This window comes from Streptomyces sp. NPDC014882 (genome assembly GCF_043081325.1).
In the GTDB taxonomy this organism is placed as follows: domain Bacteria; phylum Actinomycetota; class Actinomycetes; order Streptomycetales; family Streptomycetaceae; genus Streptomyces.
This window is the reverse complement of the sequence record NZ_JBIBWL010000017.1, coordinates 151,198-167,780: the sequence shown is the minus strand read 5'-3', so window position 1 is coordinate 167,780 and position 16,583 is coordinate 151,198. Positions and strand designations below refer to the sequence as shown.

At 71.9% G+C, this 16,583-nt stretch carries 12 protein-coding genes and 1 other RNA gene; 7 read left to right on the top strand and 6 right to left on the bottom strand.

Annotated elements, in window-relative coordinates; translation table 11 throughout:
• Positions 1-608: 608 nt before the first annotated feature.
• Both ACF09K_RS30310 and ACF09K_RS30305 read right to left on the bottom strand, forming a co-directional pair.
• Entirely contained in the window at positions 609-767 is a 159-nt protein-coding gene (locus tag ACF09K_RS30310; RefSeq protein WP_392248511.1) for a hypothetical protein, read from the bottom strand.
• Positions 768-861: 94 nt separating this feature from the next.
• Entirely contained in the window at positions 862-2,085 is a 1,224-nt protein-coding gene (locus ACF09K_RS30305) for a hypothetical protein (protein ID WP_392248510.1), read from the bottom strand.
• A 354-nt stretch (positions 2,086-2,439) separates the two neighbouring features.
• Between ACF09K_RS30305 and ACF09K_RS30300 the strand changes: the two genes are divergently transcribed.
• Genes ACF09K_RS30300 through ACF09K_RS30290 form a run of 3 tightly spaced genes read left to right on the top strand, consistent with a single transcriptional unit; the run spans position 2,440 to position 5,617 of the window.
• Positions 2,440-3,297 (top strand): Nif3-like dinuclear metal center hexameric protein, encoded by an 858-nt coding sequence (locus ACF09K_RS30300; RefSeq protein WP_392248509.1) that lies wholly within the window; start codon positions 2,440-2,442, stop codon positions 3,295-3,297.
• On the top strand, positions 3,294-4,037 hold the full coding sequence (locus tag ACF09K_RS30295; RefSeq protein WP_392248514.1) for a zinc ribbon domain-containing protein: 744 nt from the start codon (positions 3,294-3,296) through the stop codon (positions 4,035-4,037). The genes ACF09K_RS30300 and ACF09K_RS30295 overlap by 4 nt, the downstream gene beginning before the upstream one ends.
• A gap of 11 nt (positions 4,038-4,048) precedes the next feature.
• Positions 4,049-5,617 carry a bifunctional RNase H/acid phosphatase gene (locus ACF09K_RS30290; protein WP_392248508.1) on the top strand — a complete coding sequence of 523 codons (1,569 nt, stop codon included), beginning with the start codon at positions 4,049-4,051 and terminating at the stop codon, positions 5,615-5,617.
• Here ACF09K_RS30290 and eda read toward each other — a convergent pair.
• A complete protein-coding gene (gene eda / locus ACF09K_RS30285) occupies positions 5,589-6,251 on the bottom strand; it encodes a bifunctional 4-hydroxy-2-oxoglutarate aldolase/2-dehydro-3-deoxy-phosphogluconate aldolase (RefSeq protein ID WP_392248507.1) in 663 nt (220 codons plus the stop codon). The two genes, ACF09K_RS30290 and eda, sit on opposite strands and share 29 nt — an antisense overlap.
• A gap of 77 nt (positions 6,252-6,328) precedes the next feature.
• Positions 6,329-7,111, bottom strand: coding sequence for a peroxide stress protein YaaA (gene yaaA, locus ACF09K_RS30280; RefSeq protein WP_392248506.1), 783 nt, complete (start codon positions 7,109-7,111; stop codon positions 6,329-6,331).
• Positions 7,112-7,303: 192 nt separating this feature from the next.
• On the opposite strand from yaaA, the gene ACF09K_RS30275 reads away from it, so the two are divergent.
• From ACF09K_RS30275 to ACF09K_RS30265, 3 genes are all read left to right on the top strand, one after another.
• Entirely contained in the window at positions 7,304-7,882 is a 579-nt protein-coding gene (locus tag ACF09K_RS30275) for a Uma2 family endonuclease (RefSeq protein ID WP_392248505.1), read from the top strand.
• A 33-nt stretch (positions 7,883-7,915) separates the two neighbouring features.
• Positions 7,916-8,334: RNase P RNA component class A (rnpB, locus tag ACF09K_RS30270), an RNA gene on the top strand.
• Positions 8,335-8,804: 470 nt separating this feature from the next.
• Positions 8,805-10,076: a hypothetical protein gene (locus ACF09K_RS30265; RefSeq protein ID WP_392248504.1), complete on the top strand. Its 1,272-nt coding sequence runs from the start codon at positions 8,805-8,807 to the stop codon at positions 10,074-10,076.
• A gap of 10 nt (positions 10,077-10,086) precedes the next feature.
• Here the strand turns inward: ACF09K_RS30265 and ACF09K_RS30260 are convergent, their stop codons facing one another.
• A complete protein-coding gene (locus ACF09K_RS30260; RefSeq protein ID WP_392248503.1) occupies positions 10,087-10,725 on the bottom strand; it encodes a hypothetical protein in 639 nt (212 codons plus the stop codon).
• Positions 10,722-12,137: an AAA family ATPase gene (locus ACF09K_RS30255; RefSeq protein WP_392248502.1), complete on the bottom strand. Its 1,416-nt coding sequence runs from the start codon at positions 12,135-12,137 to the stop codon at positions 10,722-10,724. The genes ACF09K_RS30260 and ACF09K_RS30255 overlap by 4 nt, the downstream gene beginning before the upstream one ends.
• Before the next feature lie 230 nt (positions 12,138-12,367).
• On the opposite strand from ACF09K_RS30255, the gene pglX reads away from it, so the two are divergent.
• The gene (gene pglX / locus ACF09K_RS30250; protein WP_392248501.1) at positions 12,368-15,994 is read left to right on the top strand and encodes a BREX-2 system adenine-specific DNA-methyltransferase PglX; all 3,627 of its coding nucleotides are present in this window, start codon (positions 12,368-12,370) and stop codon (positions 15,992-15,994) included.
• The last annotated feature ends 589 nt before the right edge of the window (positions 15,995-16,583 follow it).

Genomic DNA, 16,583 nt, shown 5'->3' with positions numbered 1-16,583 from the left:
TGACCCGGCCTGACCCGGCCCGGCCCGGCCCGGCCCGGCCTGACCCGGCCTGACCCGGCCCGGCCCGGCCCGGCCCGGCCCGGCCCGGCCCGGCCTGACCCGGCCTGACCCGGCCCGGCCCGGCCCGGCCTGACCCGGCCCGGCCCGGCCCGGCCTGACCCGGCCCGGCCTGACCCGGCCTGACCCGGCCCGGCCCGGCCCGGCCTGACCCGGCCCGGCCCGGCCCGGCCTGACCCGGCCCGGCCCGGCCTGACCCGGCCCGGCCCGGCCCGGCCTGACCCGGCCCGGCCCGGCCCGGCCCGGCCTGACCCGGCCCGGCCTGACCCGGCCCGGCCTGACCCGGCCCGGCCTGACCCGGCCCGGCCTGACCCGGCCCGGCCCGGCCCGGCCCGGCCGGGACCGCGGGGAACCCGAGGAGAGCCGGAGGGCGAGGGAGCCCGAGGAGAACCCAGGGGCGAGGGAACCCGGGGAGAGCCCGGGGGAGCCGCGCCCCGCGCGCGGCCGGTGAGGGAGATCGGCCGGAAGCGGTCGCGCGAGGAGGAGCCGTTGCGGAAAGAGCCGTGGGCCCGGCCCGCCTGGACGGCGGACCGGGCCCACGGGCGTGACCGTCAGACAGCGGCGTCGGCCTTCTCCTCGGACGGCTTGCGGTGCCGGCCGAGGGGAGCGGACTCGCCGTCGTGGGACGAGACCGGGCCCCGGTGCCTGCCGTGACCGGTGTCCTCCTGCGTGTCGGTGGACCACGGCTGCATCGTGCTTGTGTCGCTCATCGGAAGTGTTCACCCCGTCAACATGATCTTTTTCAGCCGGGAGAGTTTATCCGGCGGACCTCGGGGTGGATCCAGGCGGCCACGCCGACCGCCGCTACTTCGTTACCAGCCCGGCCAGGGGCGCCTGTTGGAGCGGCACGGGCCGGGGTGCGACAGGTTCCGGAGGTTCCGGTTCCAGGGTCTCGGAGAGGACGTCCGGGACGCCCTCGGCGGTGCCGCCCGGACGCTGCTCCGCGCGCCCGGCCGACGCCCCCGCCGGCTCCGCGCATCCCGCCGGCTCCTCCGCACGCCCGGCCGGCACGGTCATCCGCGCGACCCCGCAGGGCTCCTCCTCCGTCGCGTACGGCAGCCGCAGCACCCCGTCCTCCGTCCACAGGCCGCTGCCCGCCAGCCAGCCCCGCGGCGCCGCGAACTCGCGCAACCGCCGGTCCGCGGGACGCCACACCCCGACCCAGCTGCCGAACGGGCCGTCGACGCGCAGGGCCACCGCACAGCTCTCCGGCACCAGCACCTGGCCCGGCTGGACCGCGAACGGCGTCAGCGCGTGGCCGGCGAGCCGCAGCGACCGGGGGAAGCGCACCGGCAGGGTGCTGCCCAGCACCCCCCAGCCGAGCCGGGGCTCACCGGGCGAGGGCGCGTCCGAGCTGATCAGGATCAGCCCGCTGTCCGGGGCGGCGAGCAGCAGCCGGTCGTCGCTGCCGGCGGCGATCTGGAGCAGCGGGGACACCTCGCCGCCCCGCTCCAGGTCCACCGCGACCGTCTTGGTGAGGCCGTCCGCCTCCCGGTCCAGGGCCAGCATGCGGCCGGTCCGGTCCAGCCACACCCCGCCCGAGCAGCGGCCCGGGATCTCGGCGAGCCGCTCGGGGCCGAAGGCGCCGCCCGCCACCAGCCACAGCGCGGTGGAACGCCGGCCCACGGCGACGGCGTACGCCCGCTGCCCGCCCGGCGCCGGGGGCAGCAGCCGCAGGACGGTGTCCCCGTCCGGGCACTCGACCGCGCCCAGCGGCAGCTCACCCGTGCCGGGGCCGGTCGGGTACAGCAGCGAGAAGGCGTGCCGCCCCTGCGAGAACCGGCGGATCAGGACCCGCCCGTCGGCCATCGGCTGCACCTCCGTGCCGGGCTCCTCCGGCTGGTGGGCGGGCAGCGGTACGGCGTACGGCTCGGGGCCGTCCAGCGTCCAGCGCTCCGGGAACCAGGAATCGCCGTCGCGGGCGAGACGTGCGGCGTAGGCGCCGTCCGCCGTGATCGCGCAGGGCGCGTGCGGCGTCCGGTCGTCGTCCCCGCTCTCCGCGGTGGGTTCGATCGCACAGGCCGTCATCGTTCGGTCACCTCCGGCGACGAAGCTAGTTTTCGTACGCGCGGGCAGGACGTCGGCGGGCGGGTACTTCGCTCGTACGAGTGGCGCAGAAGCGATTCTGCTCCGGGTGTTGTGGGTGATGTGCAGGGTCTTGGGGCGGTGTGTCCCCGGTGGGCGCCCACCGGCCGCCACCTGCCCACTGCCCGTTGCCCGTCCGCCACCCGCTGCCCGCCCACCGGGTGCCGACCGGGCGCCCGCTGCCCGCCCACCGGCCGCGAGTCCGTCGGCCGCCCGCCGCCGCTCGCCTCCTGCTCGCCGCCCGCCCGCCGACCGGTGGCGGTTCAGGGGCGCGGGGCGGCCAGGTAGCCTTTCCCCGTGCCCCGTCTGTCTGAAGTCATCGCCGCGCTGGAGAACCTGTGGCCCGCCGAGCGGGCCGAGTCCTGGGACGCGGTCGGCACCGTCGTGGGCGACCCCGACCAGGACGTCGAGCGGATCCTCTTCGCCGTCGACCCCGTCCAGGAGATCGTCGACGAGGCGGTGGAGCTGGGCGCCGGCCTGCTCGTCACCCACCACCCGCTCTACCTCCGCGGGACGACGACCGTCGCGGCCTCCACCTTCAAGGGCCGCGTCGTGCACACCCTCATCAAGCACGACATCGCCCTGCACGTCGCCCACACCAACGCAGACACCGCCGACCCCGGTGTCAGCGACGCCCTCGCCGGCGCCCTCGACCTGCGCGTCGTGGGCCCCCTCGTGCCCGACCCCGGCGACCCCGACGGGCGCCGCGGCCTCGGCCGGATCTGCGAACTCGACCACCCGCTCACCGTCCGCGAGTTCGCCGCCCGCGCCGCCGAGCGGCTGCCCGCCACCGTGCAGGGCGTCCGGGTGGCGGGCGACCCGGACGCGACCGTGCGGACCGTCGCGGTCAGCGGCGGGTCCGGCGACAGCCTCTTCGACCACGTCCGCGCCGCGGGCGTGGACGCCTTCCTCACCGCGGACCTGCGCCACCACCCGGTGTCCGAGGCCCGCGAGCACGGCGCCCACGGCGCCCACGCACCTCTCGCGCTGCTCGACGCGGCGCACTGGGCCACCGAGTGGCCCTGGTGCGAGCTGGCCGCAGCCCAGCTCGACGAGATCTCCGACCGCCACGGCTGGGGTCTGCGGGTCCACGTCTCGAAGACGGTCACCGACCCCTGGACCAGCCGATTCCCTTCACCTGGAGCCCCCAACTGAACGCCGCGCCTGCCGACCAGATCCGACTCCTCGACGTCCAGGACCTCGACGTCCGCCTCCAGCAGCTCGCGCACAAGCGCCGCTCGCTGCCCGAGCACGCCGAGATCGAGTCGCTGACCAAGGACCTCACGCAGCTGCGCGACCTCCTGGTGGCCGCACAGACGGAGGAGAGCGACACCGCCCGCGAGCAGACCAAGGCCGAGCAGGACGTCGACCAGGTCCGCCAGCGCGCCGCCCGCGACCAGCAGCGTCTCGACTCCGGCGCCGTCACCTCCCCGAAGGACCTGGAGAACCTCCAGCGCGAGATCGTCTCCCTCGCCAAGCGCCAGGGCGACCTCGAGGACGTCGTCCTGGAGGTCATGGAGCGCCGCGAGGCCGCCCAGGAGCGGGCCGCCGAGCTGACCGAGCGCGTCGGCTCCGTCCAGGGCCGGATCGACGACGCGACCGCCCGCCGCGACGCCGCGTTCGAGACGATCGACGGCGAGATCGCCTCCGTGACCAAGGAACGCGAGGTCATCGCCGCCACCGTCCCCGCCGACCTGCTCAAGCTCTACGACAAGCTGCGCGAGCAGCAGGGCGGCGTCGGCGCGGCCAAGCTCCACCAGCGCACCTGCCAGGGCTGCCGCCAAGAGCTGGCGATCACCGACATCAACGACATCCGCAAGGCCGCCCCCGACACCGTCGTACGGTGCGAGAACTGCCGCCGGATCCTGGTGCGGACCTCCGAGTCCGGCCTGTAGGGGCGGTCGGGGTGCGGGAGTTCATCGTCGAGGCCGACGGGGGGTCCCGGGGCAACCCGGGGCCCGCGGGCTACGGCAGCGTGGTCATCGACGCGGCGACGGGGGAGACCCTCGTCGAGCGGGCCGAGTACATCGGCGTCGCGACCAACAACGTCGCCGAGTACCGGGGCCTGCTGGCCGGCCTGCGCGCCGCCCGCGAACTGGACCCCGACGCCCCGGTGCGCGTCCGCATGGACTCCAAGCTCGTCGTCGAGCAGATGTCGGGCCGCTGGAAGATCAAGCACCCCGACATGAAGCCGCTGGCCACGGAGGCCGCCCGGATCCACCCACCCGGCCGGGTCACCTACGAGTGGATCCCCCGGGAACAGAACAAGCACGCCGACCGCCTGGCCAACGAGGCGATGGACGCCGGCAAGCGGGGCGAGCAGTGGGACGCCGCCGCGTCCATGGCGGCGCTCGCCGCCACCACCGGCCGGTCCCGGACCGCCCCGGCCGACCTCCCGCCGTCGGGCCCGCCCGGAGACGCGGCCGCCGGCGCGGCGAGGGCCCGCGAGGCGCTGGCCGGGGGACGCAGGGCCGCTGCCGCGACCGGCACCACGGCGGCTTCCCCCGCACGGTCCGGTGATGCGACCGCCGCGCAGTCCGGTGACGCGACCGCGGCAGACGCGGCGACGGGTACCGCGTCCACCGGAGACACGGCGGACACGGCTCCCGCCGGGGGCCCCGCCGGCCTGGGGCCGGGATCTGCCGCGGCCACCGGTTCCGGCACGACAGCCGACGCCCTCAGCGCGACCGACACCACCACTGCCACCACCCCCGCTGCCGGCTCCTCCGCCGCGGACCGCCGCGCCGCCCGCACCCTCGCCTCCGCCTCCACCACGGACGCCGCCGCTCCCGCCGCCCCGGCCGGGCAGGCGCGGCCCTCCGTCGGCTGGGGCTCCGCCCCGGACCTCGGGGCGCCCGCCACCTTCGTCCTGCTCCGGCACGGCGAGACGCCGCTCACGCCCGAGAAACGGTTCTCCGGGAGCGGGGGGAGCGATCCCGCGCTCTCGGCCATCGGGCGGGAGCAGGCCGAGCGGGTCGCGGCGGCGCTGGCCCGGCGGGGCACCGTCCAGCACGTCGTCTCCTCTCCGCTCGCGCGGACGCGGGAGACCGCCGCGACCGTCGCGGCCCGCCTGGGGCTGGAGGTCGCCGTCGACGACGGGCTGCGCGAGACGGACTTCGGCGCCTGGGAGGGGCTCACCTTCGGTGAGGTCCGCGAGCGCCACCCGGAGGACCTGAACGCCTGGCTGGCCGACCCGGAGGCCGAACCGACCGGCGGCGGCGAGAGCTTCGCGACGACGGCGACCCGGATCGCCGCCGCCCGCGACCGGCTGGTCGCGGCGTACGCGGGGCGCACGGTCCTGCTGGTCACCCACGTGACCCCCATCAAGACCCTGGTCCGGCTCGCCCTGGGAGCCCCGCCGGAGTCACTGTTCCGGATGGAGCTGTCGGCGGCCTCGCTGTCGGTCGTCGCCTACTACGCGGACGGCAACGCCAGCGTCCGCCTCCTCAACGACACGTCCCACCTGCGCGGGTGAGCCGCGCGGCGGCCCGCGCCAGCTCCGTCACCCGCGTCCAGTCCCGTGCCGCCACCGCGTCCGCGGGCACCATCCAACTGCCTCCGACACAGCCGACGTTGGGCAGGGACAGGTACTCCGCGGCGTTGTCGGGCCCGATGCCACCGGTCGGACAGAAGCGGGCCTGCGGCAACGGACCGGCCAGCGACCGCAGGTAGGGCGTACCGCCCGCCGCCTGCGCGGGGAAGAACTTCATCTCCCGCACCCCGCGTTCCAGCAGTGCCACGACCTCCGAGGTGGTCGACACCCCGGGCAGGAAGGGCAGTCCGGACCTCCGCATCGCCGTCAGGAGCGCGTCCGTCCAGCCGGGGCTGACGAGGAACCGTGCCCCGGCCGCCCGGCAGTCCGCCACCTGTTCCGGCGTGATCACCGTCCCGGCCCCCACCACCGCGTCCGGCACCGCGCCGGCGATCTCACGGATCGCGTCGAGGGCGGCCGGGGTGCGCAGGGTCACCTCGACCGCCGGCAGCCCGCCCGCGACCAGCGCCCGGGCCAGCGGCACCGCGTCGACGACGTCCGCCACGACCACCACGGGCACGACGGGCGCGAGATCCAGTACCGAGGCAGCCGAAGGGAAGGACAGGGGCGAGGCCATGCGCCTCATCCTGCCCGCGTGGTGCGCCGTGCACAAAGGTCGTTGCGGACGACGCAACGACACCGGTCGTCCCGTCGTCAGTGGACCTCGTCCACCAGGACGTCCAGCGTCCAGGTCGCCCCCGCCCGCGCGGGCGGCCGCTCCTCCACCGTGTGGCCGAGGTCCCGCAGCGCCACCACCAGGGCGGCCGGGTCCTCGGGGGCGATGTCCGCCGTCAGCAGGCTCCGTACGATCCGGCCCTTCGTCGCCTTGTTGAAGTGGCTGACCACCTTCCGGGTCGGCGCGTGCAGCACCCGCACGCTCGCCGTCCGCGCGGCGACCTCCCCCTTCGGCTTCCACGCCGCCGCGTACGCCGCCGACCGCAGGTCCAGCACCAGCCCGTCCCCGGCCGCCTCGGGCAGCACCCGGGCCATCGGCGTCCGCCAGTACGCGCCCAGCGCCCCCAGCCCCGGCAACCGCACCCCCATCGAGCAGCGGTACGACGGGATGCGGTCCGTCACCCGCACGGCGCCCCACAGCCCCGAGAACACCAGCAGCCGACGAGCCGCCCGCTCCCCGGCGGCCTCGTCGAGCGACGCCAGGCCGAGGGCGTCGTACAGCACGCCCGTGTAGACCTCCCCGGCCGGACGCGTGCCCGCGGTGCGCAGCCCGGCGTTCTTCGCCACCTCGCCGCGCAGCCCCTCGCTCAGCCCGAGCACCTCGCGCGCCTTCTCCTCGTCCCCGGCGCACAGCTCGACCAGCTCGCCCAGCACCTCCTCCCGCGCCGCGGCGAGCCCCGGCAGCGACAGCGACTCCGGCTTCAGCGGGGCGCCACGACCGGGGGCGGCCTTTCCTTCGGACGGGGGCAGCAGGACGAGCACGCGCGTTTCTCCTTCGGACGGAACTCCACGCCAGCGTACGGGGTGCCGGTTCGCGTCCCCGCGGGGTCGAGCGAGCGGTGTCCCGGCGGTGGCGGTGCTCCTGTGCCACGATCGGGGGAACGGTTCCCGTTCCCACGGACAGGTGATCCACCGATGCCCCAGTCTGGCGAGCGACCGAAGGAGGGGCGTGACGTGACTGCCATGGCCCATGAGCCGCTCACGCAGGAAGAGGTCCTGCTGGAGGGCTTCCTCGCCCTGGACACCCCGGAAGGCTTCCGGGCGGAGCTCGTCGAGGGGGAGATCGTTGTGACACCGCCGCCGGACGGGGATCACGAGAAGTACATCAGCCGGATCGTGCGGCAGGTGATCAGGAGGTCCCGGACCGACATGGAATTCTCCGGGAACAAGGGATTGAAACTGAGGAGCGGAGGCGCGTGCCCGAAGAACCACGTGGTTCCGGACGCCACCTTCGCGCCCCTCGATCTCGACGTCTTCGGGAGCGCCGGGCCCTGGATGCCCTGTGACGGCATCGCCATGGTGCTGGAAGTGACGTCCACGAAGCCGACCGCGGACCGCGAGGCCGAACGCCGCTGTTACGCACGCGCCGGCATTCCGCATTACCTCCTCGTCGACCGCGACACCTCTCAGGTCACGATCTTCGGCGACCCGAGGCGGGACGACCACCGGGAGCACACCACCCTCCCCTTCGGCAAGCCCCTCACCCTCCCCGAGCCCTTCGGCTTCGACCTGGAGACCGCGGACTTCCTCTGAGCCGTGGCCCGGTAGCATGGTCCACACGGCAGACGAGCCGGGCGGACGGCCGCGTGAAGCCCCCAGGGGCCTCCCGAGGAACGTCCGGGCTCCACAGGGCAGGGTGATGGCTAACGGCCACCCGGGGTGACCCGCGGGACAGTGCCACAGAAAACAGACCGCCGGAACTGTTCTCTTTTCGAAGAGGGCGGTCCCCGGTAAGGGTGAAACGGTGGTGTAAGAGACCACCAGTGCCCAGGGCGACCTGGGCAGCTAGGTAAACCCCACCCGGAGCAAGGTCAAAAGGAGCGCCGTGAAACGCGCTCTGCGCGGATGTTCGAGGGCTGCCCGCCCGAGTCCGCGGGTAGACCGCACGAGGCCGGCGGCAACGCCGGTCCTAGATGGATGGCCGTCTCCCCGGCCGCCGCGAGGCGACCGGGTGACAGAACCCGGCGTACAGCCCGACTCGTCTGCCGCCAAGGACCGCTGACCAGGGAAAGTGCTGGTCAGGGGTCCGTTTTCGTAGATCCGGGGGTTTAGTCAGACCCCGGTCCGGTTCGAACCGGACCAGACCGGACGGCTCGTACGTAGCCACGTAGGTAGCCATGAGAACTGGAGCCAGAGCTGGACGGCGGCGCGGCCGGACCTGGGACAAACGGTCTCCGCCAAGGCCGGTTCACCCATCACGGCGAGGCCCTGATCACCCGTCACGGACGAGACGTGTGCTGGTGGACCTGGGCCGGCTTTCGCGCCGACACCACCCTCACCGCCTGGCTGGCCGACGTGGTCGATCCACTTCAGCGGCCCGCAGACGCCTACGTACGGCTCCGCCGCGACGTCACGGGGGAGGAGCGGGCAGGCATGGCGGCTGCCTCGGGAGGAGAAACTGCCGCAGGTTTCCGCGGCTGCGGTACGCGGGCTCAAGTCTCCGCCGCTCTTCCCGATGATCTTGCCACCCGTGTCCTCGCCGCTCGACTCGCGGATACGGACGGGGCCCGTGCCGCGTTGTCGCGACAGGTGCGCTGGGAGACCGAACAGGCCTGAGGACAGCGCCGGGACGCACATATTGGCCCCGCTGACCGGATTGCGCCCTTTCGGCGCCCATCGCCCCAGCTCACCCTGGTCCCAGACTGCCGCAGGGCAATGTGGAGGGGCCACCATGTCCGGACCGCTGTACGTTCCCGTCCTGCCCGCACGCCCCCACGCCGTGGCCGCGGTCAAGGACCTCGCCCCAGGGATCCGAGACCGGACGGCGCCCCTGTGGACGCTCCCCGCCATGACCGCCGAGGGCGCAGGGGAACTTCAACAGGCGATGGACAGGAAACTCCGGCGGGTCGCGGCCGTACAGAAATACACGCCTGCATGGCTGGACGCCCAGCACGCAGACCTCGACGAGCGCGCCTACGCGGATCTGCTTCCCTCGTACTGGTCTCACACGGCGCTCCGCCCGGTCACCGACCCGGACCTTCCCGCAGCCCACCAGGCAGTGGCCGCAGCCAGCGCACGCGACGGCGGCAACGGCCTCGGCATACGCATACGGCTGCCCGGCGCCTGGAACGACGAACTCGCCGAACGCACCGCGGCTCTGCTCACCAGGACGGGGCCTGAGGTGCGGGTGGACCTTCTTCTCGACCTCCAGACGGTGCTCCCCAGCCGTCCCGATGCGGGTAAAGAAGCGCTGCGCGCACTCGACGCGCTGGTCCCGCTCGCCTCCTGGCGCACGATCGCCACTCTGGCCGGTGGCTTCCCGGACGAAGTCGACGGGTTGCTCGACCGGGAGCGGGGCGAGGCCGACCGCGCGGACTGGGACATGTGGCACGAGGTACGTGCGAGTGGGCGGTCGTATGCGGAGTTCGTTCGTTACGGCGACTACGGCACGCTCCCCGCCCGCAACCTCGGCAGAGCGGCGGATGACAGCGACCGGTCGCCGTTCGGATTGCTTCGATACACGACTGAACGTTCCTTTCTGCTCGCCCGGTTCTGGGCCGAGAAGCGGGGCGAAACCGGTGTCACACGGGAGGCGGCCCGCTGGATCACCGAGCTGTCGGACTTCCGGGGTGAGGGGGCGAGTACGGGCGACCGCTGGTATCAGCAGTGCGCCCGGACCACGGGTTCCAAGGGCACGGGCAACGCCGGGACGTGGAACCAGGTCGGCAACGTCCAGCACATGACGTACGTTGTCTGCTGCCTGACCGGGGACGCTGATCGCCCCTGACGCCGAGAGGTCAGTGACTGCTCACCAGCGCCGCGCGCAGATCGTCCGTGAACGACTGCCAGGACGTGAGTTGCCTGACCGGCCCGTCGCGATCCAGCATCTGCAGGAGCCGCGCGCGATTCGCCGAGAAGCGGGTCTGGAGCTTCTGCAGACCGCGCCCCTTTTCCCCGCTCGCAGTGGCGATTGCCTGTTTGAGCAGTGCCTTGGGGTCCGCCACCGATTCCGCCCGTGCCGGTTTCGGAAGGTCGAGTGCCATCCTGCCGTTTGGGTTGCCCGCCACTTCGCGGATCGCTGACTGGTCAAGCAGCAGCCATGCCTCCAGCATCCGAACGGGGATCGCCGGGACATGCGCCAGGCCCGGGCTCACCGCAGCCACCGCTTCCGCGATCTCGCTGCGGCGGTGGTCCGGGGGCTCGCGATCCGAATCGCGGTGGACGACGACGAGGTCGTATGTCTGCCCGCTGTCGCTGAGCTGCTGGGCGGCTCGCAGTTTGCCTTCGACCCCGGGGCCGGGCTTGTTCGCCAGGCGGTTCAGGTCGGGGACCGTAACCAGGATCTGCCTGCCCACGTCCCCTGCGATCCCCTCGATGTGGAAGCGCAGGCCCGTGTCGCTGGATCCCTCACACAGGTAGAGGGCGCGAATGGTCACGACGCGCTCTCCTGCAGAGTCAGGCGGGCCTCGGGCGGGGCGGTGAGATACGCGAGGATGTCGGCCTTGGTGCCGTAGCCCTTTCCGGCGCCGCTGGCGCGCCATGTATCAGCCAGAGGACGTAGCCGTAGACCGCGCGCGGCCTTGCCGTCGGCCCCCGGGACGGTGGTCGTGTCGGCGATCAGCAGGTCCGCCGGGTCGACGAGTTGCACGACGCCCGGTGAATGCGTATTGATCAGGACCTGCCGGAAGGGGTTGTCCTCGTCCACCGGCAGGGAGGGATCCACGGCCAGATCGCGCACCAGGTCCACCATCGCGGAGAGGTTGGCCGGATGGATGCCGTTCTCCGGCTCTTCCATGCAGAGCAGACCATGCACCTGCGGGTCCTCCAGCAGAACGCATAGGGCGAGGAAGCGCAGGGTCCCCTCCGACAGGCTGCGAGCCGGCAACACCAAGCCGTCGATCTCGTGGAGCTTGATCGTCAGCAGCTCACGGGTGTCGTCGGCCTCCACGTGCAGCGTCCTGACGTGCAGCCCCGACAGGTCCGAGAGGCGCCCTGCGACCCGTGAGTAGATCCGCTCCGGGTCGTCCGGAGACTTCTTCCACGCGATCCGGTCCAGGCTCCGCGGCAGGTGCAGGCCGTCGGGCTGCATCTCGCTGGGGTCCGAAAAGCGATCGGGCGTGCGCAGTGCGGAAGGTTCGAGGGCCAGCCGTCGCCAGGACTGCATTTCCCGCCTGGCAGTCAGGATGGTCGGGTCGTCGTTGCGGTTGATCGTGGAGAGCATGGTCTGAGGTGCGCGGCTCGCGGGTGCCGGACGGGGCTGGCCTCGGCGGCTGCCGTCGGTATGGATGCTGACGACGGCGTCGCCCGTTTCGAGGGACGTGGAAATGTAGGGGGAGTTCGAGCGGCGGCCGCGGACCACGGCATTGCGGAAGTCCGCGGCGCGGTGCGGGAAGCGCAGATGTGACAGAGCCTCACTCGGTCTGATCCGGCTGAGATCCTCGTACCGCAGTGTCAGCCTGCCGCCCCGCTCCCCGCCCTGCGGCGGTTGGTATCCGAGGTGGACCTCGTAGCGGAGGAATGTGGACGTCGGCTCGGCCAGCCTGCCGAAGTCGTCCTCGGCCTCACCCGGGACGATCATCTCCGCGGCGAACTTCATCAAGTGCTCGCCGTCCGCATAACCGTTCCAGAACAGGTCGCGCGCGTCACCGTGCAACGTGCCATGGGTCCCGCGGACGGCCTGTGCAGCCTCGATCATGGAGTGGTCGGTGAGCAGGCTCAGGAACTGGATCGCGTCGAAGACATTCGACTTTCCCGTGCCGTTCTCGCCCGCGATGCAGGTGAACGGGCCGAACTCGACCCTCAGATCCAGAAGATTCTTGAATCCGCTGACTTCGAGCCGTGTCAGCATGTGCCCCCTCGTCGGTCCAACCCCGGCGCGCCCCCGGAACACGTGGTGTCCGGCGGCATTCAGGGCCGCCGGTGCGCACAGGAATGATAGGGCGTCAGACCGAGACGGGCCGCGCGCGTCCGGAGGTGACCGGCCACGGAACGGGGGCGGTGGCCGGCGAGCTGGCAGGATGTATCCGACGAGACAGTGGATCGTGGTCGTCGACGACGTACGGAGGAGAGGTCGCCGCTGTGCCTCCGACTGAGGGAGCTGATACGGGGACGTCCTCCCTGGACAAGGCCGCGCTCGTCACGGGTGTGCGCAAACAGGTTCGAGCGCTGGAGGCGGACCTCCGCGAGCGCAGCGACGACATCGACCGCTACCGCGACCGCCTGCGAAGCACGTACGAAGAGGTGTGGGCAGCCGGTGGTACGACTGCCACGTACGGTGCTTGGCGGGACGAGCGCCTCACTCAGACCGCGGTGGCATGGGTGCTGGGCACGGTTTTCGTGCGCTTCTGCGAGGACAACGGACTCATCGACCGGGTCTTCATCGCAGGGCCGGGACTGCGGTCGGCGGAGGCCGAGGAGCGGCAGTACGCCCGTTGGGTCGAGGATCACGGGACCAATGACCAGGACTGGCTGGTGGAGGCGTTCACGCACCTGGCGCGGTCCCACGTAGCGTTCGCGCGCATCTTCGACAGGGCGCGCAATCCGTTGTGGGAGCTGTCACCGTCTCCACGAGCCGCCGCCGAATTGATTGATTTCTGGAGGCGGCGAGGCGAAGACGGGTCTCTTCTCCTCGACTTCACCCACCCCGGACTCGACACCGACTTCCTCGGTGACCTGTACCAGGACATCAGTGAGACGTCGCGAAAGGCCTACGCGCTGGTCCGGACTCCGGATTTCATCGTGGACTTCGTCCTGGATCTCACCGTCGATCCGGCCATCGCGGAATTCGGGCCCCACGGTTTCCGTGGGATCGACCCGGCCTGTGGATCGGGGACGTTTCCCCTGGGCCTGTTCGAGCGACTTCTGACTGCCTGGCGGGCGGCGGAGCCCGGAACCCCGGATCACGAGCTGATCCGGCGGAGCCTGGACTCCGTCCACGGCTGTGACGTCAACCCGTTCGCCGTGAGCATCACGCGGTTTCGGCTGCTGATGGCCGCCGCGAGGGCCGGTGGCCGTAGACCGCTGAGCGAGCTGCCGGAACATGTGATCTACGTGGCGGTGGGCGACGCCCTGCTCGCCGGGCGTGGTGCGCCCGGCGGATCGTCGCTGTTGTTTCCTGAGGAGGGGGAGGGCGGCGACGGAACGGTGGAGGACATCGACGAGTTCTCCGCGTCGTGTGATCTCCTGGGTCGGAATTCCTACAACGCCGTGATTTCAGAGCCTCCCTCCGCTTCCGTGCGCGACAAGGTGAAAAACGCGGCATACCGGGCGGCCTATGACGTGGCCTCCGGAATGTTCCCGCTCCACGTCCTCTTCGCGGAGCGCATGTTCCAGCTGGCAGTGCGGAAAACCAGTAGGACTTCCGGCGGTTACGTCGGTCAGTACACCTCCAGTTCCTTCACGAGGCGTAACTTCGGCGCGAAGCTGATCGACGAGTTCTTCCCGCGCGTTGCGCTGACACATGTCATCGACACCTCCGGCGTCTACGCCCCGGGCCATGGGACCCCGACTCTGATCCTGGTCGGCCGGAACGACCCGACCACGCGTGATTCTCCTGTTCGGTCGGTCCTTGGTGTGCGGGGTGAGCCGAAGCAGCCCACGGATCCGGCCGAGGGGATCGTGTGGAAGTCGATCCTCGACCAGATCGACCGTCCTGGCAGCACTTCGGAATGGGTGAGCGTCCAGGACGAACCCAGGCAGCGTTTCTCCCGTTTCCCGTGGACGCTGACGGGTGGCGGGGCCGGGGACCTCGTGGACGTGCTCTCGCGGTTTCCGCGACGATTGGCCGATGTCCTCTCCGGCTCGGTCGGAGTTGCCGCAGATCCTGGGCAGCGGGAAGTGTTCGCTCTCGGCCGGCCGTGGTTCGCCCGGCATCCGGACTCGGCCGGGCTCGGCCTGGGCATGGTCACCAGTGAGACCGTACGGGACTGGCGTGCGGGATCGTCGACGGAAGTGCTGGCCCCCTATGACGGGGACGGCTCACCGCTCCACCTGGACCTCGGAACCTCATGGGCACGCCACCTCTGGACGATGCGGCAGTTTCTCCGGTCGGCTCCCCGGGCACGAGAATCGGCCGGAGCAGGGCCTGAGGCGTGGTGGACCTGGAGGTACTGGTCTCCCGGTGCCCACCGGGGGCCGGCGATCACGTTCGCGTCTGTGGCCACGCACAATCGCTTCGCCCTGGAACACGGTGGACGGGTGTTCAGCCGGACCGCGCCCATGGTGCGACTGTCGCCTGCCGCGGATGAGGGTGAGTACATCGCGCTGTTGGGGGTGCTCAACTCGTCCGCGGTCTGCTTCTGGCTCAAGCAGACCGGCGCCGCGACCGCGTTCAACGGACCGGGCATCTCCTCGCCCGGTGAGGAATGGGCACGCGCCTACCGTTTCAACACGGGGCCTCTGACACGGCTTCCGTTGCCGGCCGACGCTCCAATCGCCCGCGCGCGGGAACTGCATGCCTTGGCCCGGCTGCTTGATGCCCATGAGCCGAGCACCGTCTGCGCGCAGGAACATCCGCCCTCTCGAAGCGCCTTGGACGCGGCCAGGGCCGCACAACAAGAGACGCGTCGTCGGATGGTCGCCCTTCAGGAGGAACTGGACTGGGAGGTCTACGGCTCCTACGGACTGCTGTCCGACGATGAGCGGGCTCGCCTGACCACCCCCGCTGATGTTCCACCCCCTCCGCTGCGGCCGGGTGAGCGTGCCTTCGAAATCGTGCTGGCCCGCGGAATCGACGTCGGCGAGGATTCGGACTCGTGGTTCGTGAGGCACGCGGCAACACCGATCACCGAGATCCCGAAGCACTGGCCGGCTGCCTACAAGAAGGTCGTGCGGGCCAGAATCGAGGCCATCGAGTCCCGTCATCCGATCGCCGTCGTCGAGCGCCCGGAGTACAAGCGGCGGTGGCTGCCGGAGCCATGGGGACGGCGGGAGACTCAGGCGTTGCGTACCTGGCTGCTCGACCGCTGTGAGGACGAACGCCTCTGGTTCGAGCACAGGAACGGGGGCAGGCACCCGCGTCCCCGAACCTTCGACCAGCTCGCAGGGGATCTCGGTGCCGATGCCGCGGTGTGTTCCGTGGCCGAGCTGTACGCGATCCGCATCCTGGGAAGGTGGGACGCGACACTCCGTGACGTGCTGGCGGCGATCCTGGCCGACGAGCATGTGCCCTACGTGTCGGCGCTGAGGTACAAGGAGTCGGGGCTGCGGAAACGCGCCCAGTGGGAGCAGGTGTGGCAGCTCCAGCGCAGTGAGGACAGAACGGGAGAGGCGCTGGGTATCCCCGTGCCGCCGAAGTTCAGCGCCGCCGACTTCAGGCATGCCTCCTACTGGTCGCTTCGAGGCAGCCTGGACATCCCCCGGGAACGCTTCGTCTCCTATCCCGGCGCAGTTGCCGAGGGGGACGGTCTGCTGATCGGCTGGTCCGGCTGGAGTGATGCGGACCGTGTTCGTGTGCTCCTGGATCTGGTCGGCATGCTCCAGGAGCAGGCTCACCCGCGTGTACACGAGATCGCTCCCTTGCTTGCGGGCATCCAGGAACTGATTCCTTGGGTTCGCCAATGGGAGGCTTCGACCGAGTCGGAGCCGGACGTCGACCGTGCCGATACATACCAGCGTGAGCTCGACGACCTGCGTACCGCATATGGGCTCAGCGCCCACGACTTGGCCTCTTGGCGGCCGCGGAAGGCCGCCTCGAGGGGCAACTGAGCGACAGCGCGCGACTGCTCTCACACAGAACTCGCGGCCTGCGGTCGACGAGCTCTGGGTCCCGCGTCACACGAACAGGGACAGCCTGGGGGAGCACCCTCGGAGGTCGGCGACGAGTCCCGGACCGCTCCGGTGCCGGGGCGCCTTCTCACGTAGCCATCGAGGTAGCCACGGAAGCGCCCTCTCTAAACGTCTGTGCAGGTCATAGCGTTGCGGTGATTCTCCCCGGCGTACAGCCCGACTCGTCTGCCGCCACCTGCGGCTTTGCCTGGGAAAGGGCCTCCGACCCGCGTCGGAGGCCCTTCCCGGGCTTGCCGGCCGGGCGGCTCGAGACGCCAGAGCGGCCGTGCCGCCCGAGCAGCCGTGCTGCCCGAGCGGCCCTCAGTGATTCCGCACCCGGCCGGGCCCGTCCCGCGGGGGTGACCGGCAAGGTGTCCAGGGCCGTGATCAGGCGGCGACTCGGACCTGGTCGAGGGGGGGGGGGGCCGGGGGCCCCCCCCCCCCCCCCGGGCCCCGCGGCGGGGGAAACCGGGTGTTTGGCGGGGGGGGCCCCGGCGCGCCGGGCCCCCCGGGCCCCGGGGCCCCCGCC